This is a genomic window from Corynebacterium sp. HMSC072G08 (assembly GCF_001809185.1).
In the GTDB taxonomy this organism is placed as follows: domain Bacteria; phylum Actinomycetota; class Actinomycetes; order Mycobacteriales; family Mycobacteriaceae; genus Corynebacterium; species Corynebacterium phoceense.
Genome location: NZ_KV796427.1, coordinates 1 through 13989 on the forward strand (window position 1 = coordinate 1; position 13989 = coordinate 13989).

The window sequence follows — 13989 nt, forward strand, 5'->3', positions numbered from 1 at the left end:
CCGACATAAAAACAACAAACAACAACTACATATTTAAAGGCCGCTTGCCGGGAAGAACACGCTTCTTCCCGGCAAGCGGTCTTTTTGCGGTCTTGGCATACCGAAGGCAGAACGCGCCGACGGTCATGCCGAGCCTTTTGGCGGGCCGGCGACAGTCGGAGCCTGAAACGTAAATGAGGCATCGAATCTACCGCTTCGCGATTCTTCAACAGCTCATACATAATGGGGTGCTCGAATGCATCGGCCTCGCTACATCCCGAGTACAGGGCTATCGTTACGCAGAGGGGTCATCGGCACACGGAGGCACGCGAGCGCTACACGCCCACACGTTTTGTGAAGTGCCCCGAGTTTTGTTCCTAGGCATTTGCCTTGATCGTTATTATTTCCTGTGGCGGGGTCTGCTTCCAAAAATCGGTTTCCACCTCAACCGGGTTCGGTATCCCAAGCTTTGGTGGAGCCTTGTCTCGTTCCACCATGACACCCACTCGAACGTCGCGATTTCTACCTCGACAACATCATCCCACCTGCGAGTATGGATTAGCTCGTTCTTGTAGGAGCCGTTTACGTTTTCAGCAAGAGCATTGTCGTAGGAGTCGCCAACCGTCCCAGTGGAAGCGGCAATACCGTGCTGGGCTAGTCGCTCGTTGTAGACCACGCTGACGTACTGGGACCCGTGATCCGAATGGTGAATGAGACCTGTTGTTTCCTCAGCACACACGATCGCTTGGTTGAGAGCTTGCAGCGGCAGTGCTTCAGTCCGCATTGAGTCTGATAACGCCCACCCAACGATCCGGCGGGAGTAAACGTCGGTGACAAACGCGGCGTACACAAAGCCTTTCTTCGTGCGCACATACGTAATGTCGGCCACCCACAGCTTATTTGGACCCTGAGCTTTGAATTCACGCTCGACCAAGTCCGGGCGCAGATCAGGCACGTTAGCTCTTCGGGTTGTGATAGGTGATCTGCCTTTGCCTTTGCCAGAAATACCGGCCAGGCGCATCAACCGAGCGGTTTGTTCACGCCCGATATCAATTCCTTCACGGCGAAGAGCATGCCACATTTTCCGCACCCCGTAAACACCGTAATTATCCTGATGAACAGCCCTAATGCGTTCAATCAGCACAGCATCGCGAAGGCGACGAGCACTTAATCCACGGGCCTTGGACTGGCGATAACCACGCGAGGTGATAAACCCACCAGCCCGGCTATTCTTCAACGTCTTACAAATGAACTCGATAGAGAAACGATTCCGGTGTTCATCGATGAATCGGATCATTTCCGACGTCTGGGGTCGAGTTCCGACGCGAAAAAAGCTGAGGCAGCCTTCAGCAGCTCATTAGTATCGCGTAGCTCTTGATTCTCACGGCGTAGTCTCGCGTTTTCGGCGGCCAAATCTTCAGGCACAGGTTCTGGAGTGTTTCCCGAACGGCGGGCCTGCTGGGTCCATTGACGAGCTGTGTGCCATGAAACCCCCAGCTTTGGGGCTACTGCCTGGCACGCGGCTTGCATCGACATATTTTCCGCCAAGATGCGGTCCTCAACGAGACGGACCACGCGGTCCTTCGCATCCTGGTCAAATTTCCTTGGCATGTTCCAGATTTTCCCATCTACTCAAACGGAACAAAACCTGGGGCACTTCAGCGATTCAAGGGGGCCTGTCGTTTGCTTGGTGGGACGCTCGCTACTTTGCGTTAGCGTCGAAAGGAAGGCATCCCATCTTTCCATCGGCTCGTACTGGAGGGGCCGAGTAGAACGGCGCGACTGCCTGCGCGCGGATACAGAAGCGTGCGGCACGCAGTTACGCATTTAGTTCGGAAACGGGACGTTGGGGTCGTGCCAATTCGTGATGGGATCGTTGACGAATACGGGGTCGAGGCGGGGCGGGCGCTGCTACTCGGGAAGGAAGCTGTAGGTATACAGCACGGGATTGTGGATGGTGAGCTCGTAGTTGACGCCGCGGTCCTCGGCTTGGGAGACGAGGTTGTTGACCTCGGCGCGATGGAAGAGGTGGACAGCGGCGAGCAGTGTAGCGGCGAGGAGGAGGACAGTGGCGGTGACAATCTTGAGCATTGTTGCGGTCTTCATGGCGTTCCTCCTCCTGGTGTTTACGGGCTTGAGGGTATCGGAGTGGAGTGCAGCGTGCAACGAGGCTTGATAGCAGACAGAGGATGCTAGCGAGGGTCGGGTGGCAACGGAGTTCCAACGAAGCGGGCCGCGAAAGTTCCTATGTTCGAATATTCACAGCAGTCACAGAGGTTAACTTGGGGGATCCGCAGGCAACTGACGTGGGGGCTCGCCATTATTGTGCGGATCGGGCATGGTGAGAATTGAAATGGGAAATTGTGTTGTTATAGCTACCCCATTCTTCGACCAGTGGTTTTCGCAGCATTTCTCATCGTGCGGAAAGCATGAAAAATCCCTCTCTGCGTGCACCGGAGAGGGATTGTGGGCGTGTAGGACGTCAATTTTAGAACGTAGTGCCTAATTGTGACGTGAATGTGCGTTGCTCGCCGCTCAGCGGGTCGGTGAAGGAGAGCGTGCGCGCAATGAGATGCATCGGGATGGTCATGTCTTCGGCGTCCTCGGGAAGCACGGTGGGATAGACCGGGTCGCCGAGGATGGGGTGGCCGGCGGCCCACATGTGGAGGCGGAGCTGGTGCGTCTTCCCGGTGGTGGGCTTGAGGACGTAGCGCGCGAGCGAGGGTTGCGGGCCGTGGATGGCTTCGAGGGCTGCCTGCTCCGAACTAGACAGGGGCATGACAGACTCGAGCGTGGTGATGGCGTTGGGTTCGCCTTCGACGAGCGTGCCTTGGATTTCGCCGGGGACCTTGTGGATGCGGGAGCGCCAGGTAATGGGGGCATCGGAAGGCTGGTAGGCGGCGACGGCCTCGTAAGTCTTGGAGACTTCCCGGTTGGCGAAGAGGGTTTGGTAGGCGCCGCGGACGGTGCGGTCCTTGGTGAAGAGAAGGACGCCGGCGGTAAGCCTGTCGAGGCGGTGGGCGGGGGAGAGTTCGGAAAGACCGGTCGAGCGGCGCAGGCGCACGGTGGCGGTCTCAGTGATGTGGCGCGCGCGGGGCATGGTGGCCATGAAGTGGGGCTTGTCGGCTACGAGGAGTTGGTCGTCTTCGTAGAGGATCGGAATGTCGTAGGGGACGGGTGTTTCCGGAGCGGGGGTGCGGTAGAAGTAGACGTCGGAGCCCTCAGTAAGGACGGAGTCCGGAGAAAGGACGGTGCCGTCGCGGAGAACCACCTCGCCAGCATCGAAGCGGGCGAGGACTGCGGCCTCGTTGTCTGAGGGGTGGCGGTGGCGCTGGGAGGATACGAGGTGCCAGACGAATGAGTAGGCGGTGAGCCCGGGTTCGGGAACGCGGGCGCGAGTGGCGTTGAGACCATCGCGGATGGGCAACGGGGTGAAGCCTTTGCGCATGTGTACTAATCTATTGGCCATGGATTTTAACGCCCTTCTCGAACCGATTGTCGCCTTCTTCTCCGATGGTATCGGTGCTGTCATCGCCCGGATCGGTGAGTTCTTCTATAACGTCTTCTTCCCGGCGAATGCGGAGGCCGCTCACACCACCCCCGAGATGTGATCTAGCTGGTAGCGTCCGGTCTTATGGGCGGTATACTAACGGTATAACCACTTCGAAAGGATGGATGTCATGGCCAAGGAAGACATTGTTGTCGTTGCAGTCGATGGCTCGGAGGCGTCAAAGAACGCTGTGCGGTGGGCCGCAAACACCGCGATGAAGCGCGGCATCCCGCTGCGTATTGCGTCGAGCTACACGGTTCCGCAGTTCCTCTACGCAGAGGGCATGGTTCCGCCCAAGGAACTCTTTGATGATCTGCAGGCGGAGACGCTGGAGAAGATCGAAGCTGCACGTGCCGTGGCTCATGAGGTTGCGCCGGACATCAAGATTGGCCACACCATCGCTGAGGGTTCGCCGATCGACATGCTGCTCGAGATGTCGCATGACGTCACCATGGTTGTCATGGGTTCCCGCGGCATGGGCGGCCTGTCCGGCATGGTTATGGGTTCGGTCTCCGCGTCGGTTGTCTCCCACGCGTCCTGCCCGGTCGTCGTCGTTCGCGAGGACAACCAGGTCACCGAGTCCACGAAGTACGGACCCGTTGTGGTCGGCGTCGATGGCTCCGAGGTCTCCCAGAAGGCTACGCACTACGCGTTCGCTGAGGCTGCGGCCCGCGGTGCTGAGCTTATCGCCGTCCACACATGGATGGATATGCAGGTGCAGGCGTCGCTTGCCGGCTTGTCTGCCGCGCAGGCCGAGTGGGCCGAGGTTGAGAAGGAACAGGGGGTGCTGCTCACTGAGCGCTTGGCCGAGTTCCAGGCCGAGTACCCGGATGTCCCGGTGAAGAAGGTTATCGCTCGTGACCGTCCGGTGCGCGCGCTTGCCGATGCCGCCGCGGGTGCCCAGTTGCTCGTTGTCGGCTCGCATGGTCGCGGCGGCTTCAAGGGCATGCTGCTGGGTTCCACCTCGCGCGCGCTGCTGCAGAACGCGCCGTGCCCGATGATGGTTGTCCGCCCGGATTCTGAGTGATAACCGTGTGCGTTAGTTTCTCGGAACATTTATAGAATGTTTCGATTAGCTAACGAATGAGTAAGCGTCCAATAACGATATTGGACGCTTTCTCGCTTTTTCTCGATTTTCTCGAGCAACGGTGGCACCATGGGAGATGGACCAAAAAGTTACTTAGAAAAGGAGCGCTCTCATGAGCTTCATTGGTTGGATTATCGTCGGTATTATCGCTGGTTGGATTGCAGAGAAGATCATGGGCCGCGACGACAGTCTCATTATGAACCTGATTATTGGTTTGGTGGGTGCTTTCGTGGGTGGCGGCATCCTCAAGCTGCTGGGTATCGGCGGCTCGAACGGTTGGATTCTCTCGATCGTTACCGCGGTTGTGGGTGCGGTTGTCTTCCTGTGGATCGTGGGTCTTATCCGCGGTCGCGGTGCGAAGAAGTAATATAATTCGCGCCGGACATACCGGTTTGTCTACAGTGTGTAGATGAACCGGTTTTCCAGTTTTTCACCCCCTGGCTGGAGCCACCTACCCGATACCCCGTGAAGGAGCACTGTGACAACCCCGAAGAAGTCCCGACGCAACCGGCCAAGTCCGCGTAGCCGCCTGCTCGAGTCGGCGACGAACCTCTTTAACACGGAGGGCATCCGTGTCATCGGCATCGACCGCATCCTGCGCGAGGCGGACGTGGCGAAGGCGTCGCTCTACTCGCTCTTTGGCAGCAAGGACGCGCTCGTCATCGCGTATATCGAGGCGCTTGACGAGCAGGCCCGCACCGTATGGACTGAGCGCACCCAGGATGCGACGACGGAGGAGAAGGTGCTTGCCTTCTTCGACATCGAGATCGAGGAGCAGCCGGGCAAGGAATTCCGTGGCTCGCACTTCCTCAATGCGGCGGGCGAGTATCCGCGCCCGGAAACGGACCTAGAGCGCGGCATTGTCGAGGCGTGTCACACGCACCGCGATTGGATGCACACGGTGCTCACGGACCTGCTCAGCGCGCGCAACGGCTATCCCTCGGGCGAGCAGGCGAACCAGATTCTTATCCTGCTCGACGGCGGTCTCGCGGGGGCGCGCCTGCGTCGCGACGTGGCACCGCTGCGGACTGCGCGCGAGATGGCGCAGCAGATGCTTGCTGAGCCGCCGGCGGATTACACGATTTAGCTCTCTTCACCGGACTTCTTAGCTTCGCGCTCCTCGCGTAGGAGCTGCGCGCGCAGCTCTGCGACGCGCTTGGCCTCGGCCTTGGCGGCCTTCTTCTGCGCGCGGCGCTCGGCGCGGGGGATTTTACGGGATGCCCTGTGGCGCTGCCAGGACTCGCGGCGGGCGGCATGGGCGGCATCGGAAAGCGGGTAGCGGCGGCGTAGCAGGGTCTCATTGACGAGGGTCTGGGTGAGCGTATAGAGGTTCGACGTGAACCAGTAGAGGATGACCGCCACGGGGACGGGGCCGTGAATGGCGGCATTCCACAGCAAGTAGGGGGTCAGCACTGCGAAGAACGCGAGCACGTACAGCATGCGGCGCGGCATGGTCTTGTCGAATTGGGTGGTGAGGAAACCGCGGTAGCAGGAGATGCACATGTTGATAAATGTGGCAGCGAGCGCGGCGAGCAGAAGCGGCATGATGAGGTGGCGGACCTCGCCGCCAGTGACGCCGTACTGCGTGGCCCAAGACTCGGGCATGGAGACATAGGCGGGTAGCGGAACGCCGGCGAGCGTGGTGCTGCGGAAATCTTCGACCTCATCCGCGGAGATGAGCCCGATGGCGCCCGTAAACGACGGGCGGGCCATGCGCAGGATGACCTGGTAGAGGCCGATGAAGACGGGCACCATGATGAAGGGAATGAGGCAGCCGGCCACGGGGCGGTAGTGGTAGCGCTCGTGGACTTCCTTGACCTTTGCCTTGTGTGCCGCGATGTCCGCTGTCGTCGTGGCCTGGGCGAGCTCCGCATTGAGCGCGGCGAGCTCAGGGCGCATGAGTGCGGAGCGGCGGCCGGAGCGGATGGCGGACCAGTTAAGCGGCCAGATGAGGGAGCGCACCGTGAGCACGAGGAGCGGAATCGATACGAGCCATGCGGTCTGATCGCCGAGGAAGCTGTGGAGAATGAGGTGCCAGAGCTTCATGATGGCAGAGACCGGGTAGACGAAGATATCAATCACGCGGGTTCGGGCCTTTCTCTGAAGGGCAGTACAGTGTTGAGCATGAAGAAGTCGCTCATGAGCGTCACCCACGTTGTGGGCGAGCTGTTGCTTACCGCTGGGGTCCTTCTCTTGCTCTTCGCATTCTATGAGTCCTACTGGACGAATATTGAATCAGGCAAGCTGCAGGATCAGGCGTCTGAGAAACTCGATGAGGAATGGGTCAACCCGCGCGGGCAGCTCCACCCGGAGCTGGGCGAGGCTTTCGCCCGCATGTATATCCCTACGTTCGGCTCGGATTACCAGTTTGCGATAGTCGAGGGCACGAACGACGAGGACCTTCTCGCTGGCCCTGGGCGCTATACGGACAGCCAGATGCCTGGGGAACTCGGAAATTTCGCCGTTGCCGGCCACCGCGTGGGCAAGGGTGCCCCGTTCAATGATCTGGGCAACCTGCAGACGTGCGACGCGATTGTGGTTGAGACGCAGTCCGAGTGGATTACCTACCGCGTGCTGCCGATTGATGGTGAGCCCGCGGACTGCCTCACGCCCGAACAACAGGGGAAGCTCACGGGCGAGTATGCGAACGTGCTGGGCCGCTCCATTACGCTTCCGAGCGACGTGGGAACCATCGCGCCGGTGCCTGGGACGGACAACGCGGAGGCATCGGAAGGCTTGATCACCTTGACGACCTGCCACCCGCAGTTCTCGAACGCAGAGCGCATGATCATCCACGCAATGGAGACGGACCATCAGCCGAAGGTCGCGGGCGAGCGCCCAGCCGTATTGGAGGAAAGCTAAATGTACAGAGCCATATGGAACCTGCTGCCGGGGCCGCGCTGGGTGAAAGCGACTTTCTCGCTCGCCCTGCTCGTCGCCGTATTCTTTCTGCTCATGGACGTCGTGTTTCCATGGGTGTCGGAGATGATGCCGTATAACGACGTAGCGGTTTAGAGCCCGAGGTTTTTAATTGCTTCCTTGGCGATGAGTTCGGCCTTGACAGTCTGTGCTTGGTTCGTCCACACGAGGACGGCCTCGTTGTCCTTCTGGACGGCGTAGACGGAGAGATCCTCGTTGAGGACGCCACGGCCGCCTTGCCAGCCGCCCTCATCCACAGGCTCCGTCTGGTCGATGGGGGCGGCCCAATCCACGGCGGCGCGGGCGCGCTCTACCGTGCCGAGGTCGCGCACCATGACGGTCGCCTGGGGCGCTTCGGGGTAGGACCAGAAGACGCAGGCGGGCGTGCCAAAGCGGGTATCGAGACCCTGCTTGGTCATGCGCTGGCCGTTGGTCTCCGCGACCCATTGGGGGTCGAGGTACGGGCATTCCTGATCCCACGCGTTGACGATGGCGGGGGAATCCACGGGAAAACCGTCGACCGCCGCGTTATCCGTGAGCGGGTCGGCGGCGACGGCACTCGATTCGGCGGGTTCGGGAGTGTCCTGCGCAGAGCAGCCAGCGAGGAGGGCGGCACACACGAGGGGCAGTAGGATATGGCGCATGGACACCAGCTTAACGACAGAATCTGATGCACTGCGCAATGGCGTGCATATCCTCACCACCACGCTGCTGGTCGTGGCCATCTTTACGGTGGTGTCCATGCCTATGAGTTCGGCGGTGTCCACGCTCATGTTGTTGTCGACCTTCGCCATTATCTACTTCGGTGGTTGGAATTTCCTCGAGCGCTGGACGCTGGGGCCTAAGATTTTGTGGCTCGTGGTGCTCACCGTGACGTGGTTCGCGGCGATGCTCATCGCGCCAGCGGCGATGTACCTGCTGTTCTCGCTTATGTTCCTCTACCTCTTCGTCGTGGACGATTGGCGCGGCATTCTCATGGTGGGTTTTGCAACGGCGCTGTCGATTGGCGTGCAGATTCCGAACGGCATCACCTTCGGCGGCGCGATGGGCCCGCTGGTCTCCGCGGTGGTCGTCGTCGCCATCTACTACGCGTTTAGCGCACTCGCCGAGATGACACGGGAGCTCAAAGAAACGCAGGCTCAGCTCGCGGAGTCCGAGCGCAATGCGGGTGTCATTGCCGAGCGTCAGCGCATCGCTCACGAGATTCATGACACGCTGGCGCAGGGGCTCTCCTCTATCCAAATGCTCCTCCATGCGGCGGATCGTGATCTCGACACGCACAACGAGGATAAGGCGCGCGAGCGGATTGCGCTCGCGCGTACCACCGCGTCTGACAACCTCCATGAGGCGCGTGCAATGATCGCTGCTCTTCAGCCGACGGCGCTTGCGGAGACCTCGCTCGCTGGCGCCTTGGAGCGCATGACGGCGAATTTCGCGGCGACGGCCGGGATTGACATCGACGTTGACGTGGAAGGCGACGCGGCCCAGCTACCCATGAAGATTGAGGCGGCGCTCCTGCGCATCGCGCAGGGCGCTGTGGGCAACGTGGTGAAGCACTCGGGCGCGACGAAGGCGCGCGTGACCGTCACGTACGACGAGAACGAGGTGCGTGTGGACATCGTGGACAACGGGCGGGGCTTCGACCCTGCGGCCGTGGAGGCGCGCCCGGCCGGACTCGGACACATTGGTCTGTCTGCTATGCATCGCCGGGCAGAAGAGCTGGGCGGGACCGTCACCCTCGAGTCCACGCCGGGCTCTGGGGCGGCGGTATCTGTTAGCGTGCCCTTAGTATAGAATGGCGGTGTTCAAAAGTTTGATATAAGGAGCGTTCGTTGTGATTAGGGTCCTGCTGGCAGACGACCATGAAATCGTGCGCCTCGGTCTCCGCGCCATCCTGGAAGGCGCAGAGGACATCGAGGTCGTGGGTGAGGTCGCGACGGCAGAGGCCGCCATCGACGCCGCCGCGCGCGGCGGGATCGACGTCATCCTCATGGACCTGCGCTTCGGCGCGGGCATCGAAGGCACCCGCGTCATGGGCGGCGCCGAGGCCACCCGGGCCATTCGCCAGGGCGACAACCCGCCCAAGATCCTCGTCGTGACCAACTACGACACGGACGCGGATATCCTCGGCGCCATCGAGTCGGGTGCTGTGGGCTACTTGCTCAAGGATGCGCCGCCGGCGGAGCTCCTCGCGGCGGTGCGCTCCGCGGCGGACGGCGACTCGGCGCTCTCGCCCGTTGTCGCTGACCGTCTCATGACGCGCGTGCGCACTCCGCGTACCTCGCTGACGCCGCGTGAGCTCGAGGTCCTGCAGCTGGTCGCCGCAGGTGCGTCGAACCGCCAGATTGGCCAGGACCTCATGCTCTCTGAGGCGACGGTGAAGTCCCACCTCGTGCATATTTATGACAAGCTGGGCGTGCGTTCGCGCACCTCGGCCGTGGCTGCGGCGCGCGAGCAAGGCGTGCTTTAAGCGTTGGCCTCGTTGTAGGCCTCAATGATCACGTTAGGGATCTTGCCGCGGTGGGCGACCGGGATGCCCCGGGTGCGGGCCCAATCGCGGATGACGCTGGGGCTCACACGGCGTGCGTCGGGCTCGGGTGCGATGTGCGCAGCACTCACAAACGGATCGAGGGCAGCGCGGAATTTCGCCGCGTTGGCAGGGGAAAGATCCAGCAAGTACGTCGTTCCGTCGACGGAAAAACGGATGACTTCCACTTCGCTTTCGGACAGCGGGGTGTGGTCCAGGTCGTCATAGAACTGTGTGACTTCGCGACGTGACATGGGAAAAGCCCTTTGAATACTATTGTGGGGGTTTCGACTATGCAATGACAGGTGACTTTGTCCCGCAAAACAGTGCTCCGTCTTTCTCATGGTGACAGAACATGGGACTAATTCGATCATAAAATCGGTCGCGTCAACAAAAGCGTTACGCAATTGAAGAAGAAATTCCTCAAATTAATAAAACAACCCGGAATCACCATAAAGGTGCATTCCGGGTTAATCGAAATCGAAGGAAATTACAGGCGTTCCTGGATTTCCTGAGTAACTCCGTCAATATCGGCCGAAATGGATTCATGTGCGCGGCGACGTTGCTGGTCCGTCATGTATTCGGCGTTGTCGACCGCCTTGTCGAGCTCGTCGAGACGCTCGCGGACGTCGCGCTGGAAGCCCGCCGGAAGGCCCGAGCCCGGCAGCGAGTTGCGCACGCCAGCGATGCGCGCCTTGAGCGGAGCGCCGTGGCCCGACAGAGACGCGAGCTGGTCCACGGAGACGCCGGCCCGCTTGGCCTTGCGCTGCTCTAGGGCCTCGCGGCCGGACATAATGCCACGGTAGATAAGCGGCAGCAGCAGCGGGGCGGCGGCGCGGAGGGCGCCGGCGTAGCGGTTGATGGTCTTGGCGTTGAAGCGGCCTTCTTTAATCTTCTGCAGCTCCTGCTTGGCGCGCTTCTGCTCGTGCTTGCGCTTGCGCTTGAGACCCTTTTCCTCGGCCTTAATGAGGTGCTTTTCCTGCTTGGCTAGCAGTTTTTGCTGACGTTCGCGTGCCTTGCGGGCGTCCTTGACCTCGGCCAGAGCGCGGGTCTTTGCTGCCTTAATCTCGGCCTTCGCCTCGTTGCGACGCTTGCGGAGGGTCTTCATGATGCTGGCCATGGGAATCAGTTCCTTGTGCTTCGTTGATGTTTGTGCGTTTATCGTCTTCCAACTTTACCCGTTAGGCTTGGAAGGCGTGAGGAACTACAGCGTCGGTCCCGTAGAGGCCAGCGATCTCGTGGGCTGCCGCTACCGGCTCGTGCAGCGGGAGCGCTACCCCGATGTTCCCTCCACCCATGCAAGCCTCGCCCGTGCAGAGCGTGCCGATGCCGCCCGTGCTGCGGTCCATTCCCTCCTTTCGTCGAGCTCTAAAAATTTCCGGCGGGTCGACCTTGGAGGCGACGACTTCGCACGTGAGATGGCGACCCTCGAGGCGATGGCCGCGGGAGTCCATCTCATTACGAATGCCCGCTTTCGCTATGGCGGCTGGTACGTCGAACTCGACGGGCTGGTGCGTGACGGCGAGGCCTACCTGCCCATCATCGTGAGTAACCACCGCGTGGCGAAGAAGAACCCGCACGCGACGCTCCCCGGCGTGCCGACGCACAGGCTGGGACTTTCGGCGCCGCTCGACCTGCCCTATAAGCTGCGCCATCACCCGGTGGACGGCTACCGTCTCGCACTGGGCGCGTGGGGCTTACAGGAATCCGACCTTGACTCCGGCCGGGGCGTCGTCATCGGCCAGGACCGAGAGACCGCGTTCGTCGTCGAGACCGGTGATTACTTTGAGGCGACCGAGCGTGCTCTCGCGACGCTGGAGGACCTGCCCGACTCCCCGCGCCGTGTCAAAGAGTGCGCCAGCTGCCGGTTCTGGGAGTTCTGCCGCCCGGAGCTCGAGCGCATGGACGATATTTCGCTCTTCCTGCCTGGGGATCGCGGTCGCAAGTACAGGGAGCGTGGAATCCACACGGTGCACGGCCTCATCGAGGCGAACCTCGGCGAGCCCAGTCGTCTCGCGGAGGCGTGGGAACGCGGGATCCCGCTTCTCAAGCGCCCTACCTTTGCCCCGCCGCGCCGGGCCGACGTGGAGGTCGACATCGACATGGAGGCCTACCTCGACCAGGGCGCGTACCTCTGGGGTGTGTGGCACGACGGTGCGTACCACCCGTTCGTCACGTGGCAGCCGCTGGGCGGCGCCTCAGAAGGTGAGAATTTCCACGAGTTCTGGACCTGGCTGACCGAACTGCGCAGCGCCACGCATGCGCGCGGCGAGACCTTCGCCGCCTACTGCTACTCGGCGCATGGGGAAAACCATTGGCTGCGGTCATCGGCAGAGCGCTTCGGAATTGCACAGAATGAGATCGAAGAATTCATTACTTCCGAGGACTGGGTCGACCTCTTCCTTGACGTCAAACGCAGCTTCGCTGGCCCGCATGGCCTCAGCTTAAAAACCGTCGCTCCCGTTGCTGGCCATGCGTGGGCAGAAGACGACTTTGATGGCGAAGCGTCTGTCAACGCACGCCGTGCCGCCGTTGCAGGCGACGAGAGCGCCCGTGCGCGCCTTCTGGAGTACAACTGCGGCGACGTCCAGGCGACGTACCGTATTCGCGAGTGGATGAGTGCTGGGGCGCCGGGCATCGGCGATTTATAGCTGGAACAGGACCCAGACGAGCGCGAGGATGGCGACGCCGATCGTGATTTCCATAAAGCGCGGCTCGGGCTCGGCTGCGGGTGCCTCTTTCTCCTTCTTCAGCACCGCCTTCTGTGCCTTGACCGCGCGGATCATGAAGATGGGGAAGACCGCCAGCGAGCCTAGACACAACAGCGACATGACGACGTTCTGGTAGGAATTCGTGCCGGAAATCCACAAGAGCAGGCCGCCGTTGATAAATGTCCAGCGGAGTAAGCCATACCTGTACATCTCTATTAAGCCCGCGCGCGTCGCGCCGGGGCCGCCGCCCATGGTCGAGGGCAGAAGGTAGCTCATCATGCCGATGAGTAGCTGCGCCGCAAAACCGACGAGGAGGGCAATGGTGGGAACCTTCGGCTGCATCTGCAGCATGAGCTCCACCGCGTAGTAGGCGAGCGTGAGCACGAGCCAGGTGACGGCGGCAATGGAGGACGCTGACGCGTACGTGAACTGCTTGAGGTTGACGTTGCCCAGCCACTGCTGCCAGGCGAGGACCCAGCCGATCACATACACAACGAAACCGAATTCTGGAAAACCAACGAGCGCGCCGATAATCGTGACGAGGACGCCCGCGCCCAGAATCCACAGCGTGGGCGTCATGTACTTCGAGATGCCCTGAGAGCGCCACACGGTGGGCAGGAGGATGGTGAGGCTGGCTGCGGCCGCAAGCCCGACGAAGCCGCCGATATTCGCCGCGATGTGTGCAATGAGCAGCCGCGGATTGCCCGGATCGAGCGCAAGCCAGCCGCCAAAGAACGCGCCGACGGGCAAGCAGAATGCGGATGCCGCATACGCGCCGACGATGGGCCGAAAGCGTTTCCCGGACGCACCCTTCCACTGGCCGAGGATTTCTACGCCGTGCCACGCCATGAGTACTGCGATGATGGCGGCGCCGGTAATAGTCGCGTAGGGAATCGCAAAGACCTGGCCCACCATGACGATGATGGCGCCGATATTGAGCCCGTAGATCCGATACAGCTGGCGGGGACGGGCGGCATCGGCAAGCTTGTGCTGCACGAATTTCTCGGTGAGGTGTTGGGACCACACGAGGATGGAGTTGGTGAGAATGCCCAGGGTAAAGACGTGGACGAGGAGCCATCCGTAGTTGGGGATGGCGAAGTGAGTAAGTCCAATGAGGATGAAAACCATCATCCACACGGACACCGGCCGCGCGGCGCGGCGATGCCACACGCGCGGGGAAAACTTTTCCTCGACCGTCTTTTGGTTGTTCATTCTT

General features: G+C 61.2%; 17 protein-coding genes and 1 pseudogene. 9 read left to right on the forward strand and 9 right to left on the reverse strand.

Features of this window, described 5'->3' with window-relative positions; genetic code table 11:
* Positions 1 to 379: 379 nt before the first annotated feature.
* The 4 genes and pseudogenes from HMPREF2559_RS12750 to HMPREF2559_RS07100 all read right to left on the reverse strand — a co-directional run bounded on the left by HMPREF2559_RS12750 (position 380) and on the right by HMPREF2559_RS07100 (position 3511).
* Positions 380 to 1276 (reverse strand): IS3 family transposase, encoded by an 897-nt coding sequence (locus tag HMPREF2559_RS12750; protein ID WP_148138792.1) that lies wholly within the window; start codon positions 1274 to 1276, stop codon positions 380 to 382.
* Positions 1273 to 1636, reverse strand: a pseudogene (locus tag HMPREF2559_RS13500) (transposase). Before HMPREF2559_RS13500 ends, HMPREF2559_RS12750 begins: the two are co-directional and overlap by 4 nt.
* Before the next feature lie 254 nt (positions 1637 to 1890).
* Positions 1891 to 2085, reverse strand: coding sequence for a hypothetical protein (locus HMPREF2559_RS07095; RefSeq protein ID WP_066493438.1), 195 nt, complete (start codon positions 2083 to 2085; stop codon positions 1891 to 1893).
* Between the two features lie 382 nt (positions 2086 to 2467).
* A complete protein-coding gene (locus tag HMPREF2559_RS07100) occupies positions 2468 to 3511 on the reverse strand; it encodes a pseudouridine synthase (protein WP_082723345.1) in 1044 nt (347 codons plus the stop codon).
* On the opposite strand from HMPREF2559_RS07100, the gene HMPREF2559_RS12985 reads away from it, so the two are divergent.
* From HMPREF2559_RS12985 to HMPREF2559_RS07115, 4 genes are all read left to right on the forward strand, one after another.
* The gene (locus HMPREF2559_RS12985; RefSeq protein WP_168162240.1) at positions 3447 to 3590 is read left to right on the forward strand and encodes a hypothetical protein; all 144 of its coding nucleotides are present in this window, start codon (positions 3447 to 3449) and stop codon (positions 3588 to 3590) included. The genes HMPREF2559_RS07100 and HMPREF2559_RS12985 overlap by 65 nt on opposite strands.
* A gap of 69 nt (positions 3591 to 3659) precedes the next feature.
* Positions 3660 to 4556: a universal stress protein gene (locus tag HMPREF2559_RS07105; protein ID WP_066493443.1), complete on the forward strand. Its 897-nt coding sequence runs from the start codon at positions 3660 to 3662 to the stop codon at positions 4554 to 4556.
* A 172-nt stretch (positions 4557 to 4728) separates the two neighbouring features.
* Complete coding sequence (locus tag HMPREF2559_RS07110) at positions 4729 to 4983, forward strand: GlsB/YeaQ/YmgE family stress response membrane protein (protein ID WP_066493446.1); 255 nt, start codon at positions 4729 to 4731, stop codon at positions 4981 to 4983.
* 111 nt (positions 4984 to 5094) lie between these two features.
* Positions 5095 to 5703: a TetR/AcrR family transcriptional regulator gene (locus HMPREF2559_RS07115; protein WP_066493449.1), complete on the forward strand. Its 609-nt coding sequence runs from the start codon at positions 5095 to 5097 to the stop codon at positions 5701 to 5703.
* On the opposite strand, the gene yidC is transcribed toward HMPREF2559_RS07115, so the two are convergent.
* A complete protein-coding gene (gene yidC, locus HMPREF2559_RS07120) occupies positions 5700 to 6698 on the reverse strand; it encodes a membrane protein insertase YidC (protein WP_066493451.1) in 999 nt (332 codons plus the stop codon). The genes HMPREF2559_RS07115 and yidC overlap by 4 nt on opposite strands.
* Before the next feature lie 42 nt (positions 6699 to 6740).
* On the opposite strand from yidC, the gene HMPREF2559_RS07125 reads away from it, so the two are divergent.
* Together HMPREF2559_RS07125 and HMPREF2559_RS12990 are read left to right on the forward strand one after the other, a co-directional pair.
* Positions 6741 to 7478, forward strand: coding sequence for a class E sortase (locus HMPREF2559_RS07125; protein ID WP_066493453.1), 738 nt, complete (start codon positions 6741 to 6743; stop codon positions 7476 to 7478).
* The gene (locus HMPREF2559_RS12990; protein WP_168162241.1) at positions 7479 to 7631 is read left to right on the forward strand and encodes a hypothetical protein; all 153 of its coding nucleotides are present in this window, start codon (positions 7479 to 7481) and stop codon (positions 7629 to 7631) included.
* Here the strand turns inward: HMPREF2559_RS12990 and HMPREF2559_RS07130 are convergent.
* Positions 7628 to 8179, reverse strand: a complete 552-nt coding sequence (locus HMPREF2559_RS07130; RefSeq protein ID WP_066493605.1) for a DUF2020 domain-containing protein — start codon at positions 8177 to 8179, stop codon at positions 7628 to 7630. The two genes, HMPREF2559_RS12990 and HMPREF2559_RS07130, sit on opposite strands and share 4 nt — an antisense overlap.
* Here HMPREF2559_RS07130 and HMPREF2559_RS07135 point away from each other — a divergent pair.
* Together HMPREF2559_RS07135 and HMPREF2559_RS07140 are read left to right on the forward strand one after the other, a co-directional pair.
* A complete protein-coding gene (locus HMPREF2559_RS07135) occupies positions 8178 to 9329 on the forward strand; it encodes a sensor histidine kinase (protein WP_066512965.1) in 1152 nt (383 codons plus the stop codon). The two genes, HMPREF2559_RS07130 and HMPREF2559_RS07135, sit on opposite strands and share 2 nt — an antisense overlap.
* Positions 9330 to 9369: 40 nt before the next feature.
* Complete coding sequence (locus HMPREF2559_RS07140; RefSeq protein WP_066493463.1) at positions 9370 to 10005, forward strand: response regulator; 636 nt, start codon at positions 9370 to 9372, stop codon at positions 10003 to 10005.
* Here HMPREF2559_RS07140 and HMPREF2559_RS07145 read toward each other — a convergent pair.
* Both HMPREF2559_RS07145 and HMPREF2559_RS07150 read right to left on the reverse strand, forming a co-directional pair.
* Positions 10002 to 10316 (reverse strand): histone-like nucleoid-structuring protein Lsr2, encoded by a 315-nt coding sequence (locus HMPREF2559_RS07145; protein WP_066493465.1) that lies wholly within the window; start codon positions 10314 to 10316, stop codon positions 10002 to 10004. The genes HMPREF2559_RS07140 and HMPREF2559_RS07145 overlap by 4 nt on opposite strands.
* A gap of 236 nt (positions 10317 to 10552) precedes the next feature.
* Entirely contained in the window at positions 10553 to 11182 is a 630-nt protein-coding gene (locus HMPREF2559_RS07150) for a DUF6474 family protein (protein WP_070540112.1), read from the reverse strand.
* Between the two features lie 76 nt (positions 11183 to 11258).
* Here HMPREF2559_RS07150 and HMPREF2559_RS07155 point away from each other — a divergent pair, with 76 nt between their 5' ends.
* Entirely contained in the window at positions 11259 to 12713 is a 1455-nt protein-coding gene (locus tag HMPREF2559_RS07155) for a TM0106 family RecB-like putative nuclease (protein WP_231725186.1), read from the forward strand.
* Here the strand turns inward: HMPREF2559_RS07155 and HMPREF2559_RS07160 are convergent.
* Entirely contained in the window at positions 12708 to 13985 is a 1278-nt protein-coding gene (locus tag HMPREF2559_RS07160) for a copper oxidase (RefSeq protein ID WP_230383972.1), read from the reverse strand. The two genes, HMPREF2559_RS07155 and HMPREF2559_RS07160, sit on opposite strands and share 6 nt — an antisense overlap.
* Positions 13986 to 13989 lie beyond the last annotated feature (4 nt).

Coding starts and splice junctions, on each gene's coding strand:
- HMPREF2559_RS07095 (WP_066493438.1), bottom strand. CDS start 2,085: ATGAAGACCGCAACAATGCTCAAGATTGTCACCGCCACTGTCCTCCTC.
- HMPREF2559_RS07105 (WP_066493443.1), top strand. CDS start 3,660: ATGGCCAAGGAAGACATTGTTGTCGTTGCAGTCGATGGCTCGGAGGCG.
- HMPREF2559_RS12985 (WP_168162240.1), top strand. CDS start 3,447: ATGGATTTTAACGCCCTTCTCGAACCGATTGTCGCCTTCTTCTCCGAT.
- HMPREF2559_RS07160 (WP_230383972.1), bottom strand. CDS start 13,985: ATGAACAACCAAAAGACGGTCGAGGAAAAGTTTTCCCCGCGCGTGTGG.
- HMPREF2559_RS07110 (WP_066493446.1), top strand. CDS start 4,729: ATGAGCTTCATTGGTTGGATTATCGTCGGTATTATCGCTGGTTGGATT.
- HMPREF2559_RS07145 (WP_066493465.1), bottom strand. CDS start 10,316: ATGTCACGTCGCGAAGTCACACAGTTCTATGACGACCTGGACCACACC.
- HMPREF2559_RS12750 (WP_148138792.1), bottom strand. CDS start 1,276: ATGATCCGATTCATCGATGAACACCGGAATCGTTTCTCTATCGAGTTC.
- HMPREF2559_RS07150 (WP_070540112.1), bottom strand. CDS start 11,182: ATGGCCAGCATCATGAAGACCCTCCGCAAGCGTCGCAACGAGGCGAAG.
- HMPREF2559_RS07100 (WP_082723345.1), bottom strand. CDS start 3,511: ATGACAGCACCGATACCATCGGAGAAGAAGGCGACAATCGGTTCGAGA.
- HMPREF2559_RS07125 (WP_066493453.1), top strand. CDS start 6,741: ATGAAGAAGTCGCTCATGAGCGTCACCCACGTTGTGGGCGAGCTGTTG.
- HMPREF2559_RS07130 (WP_066493605.1), bottom strand. CDS start 8,179: ATGCGCCATATCCTACTGCCCCTCGTGTGTGCCGCCCTCCTCGCTGGC.
- HMPREF2559_RS12990 (WP_168162241.1), top strand. CDS start 7,479: ATGTACAGAGCCATATGGAACCTGCTGCCGGGGCCGCGCTGGGTGAAA.
- HMPREF2559_RS07135 (WP_066512965.1), top strand. CDS start 8,178: ATGGACACCAGCTTAACGACAGAATCTGATGCACTGCGCAATGGCGTG.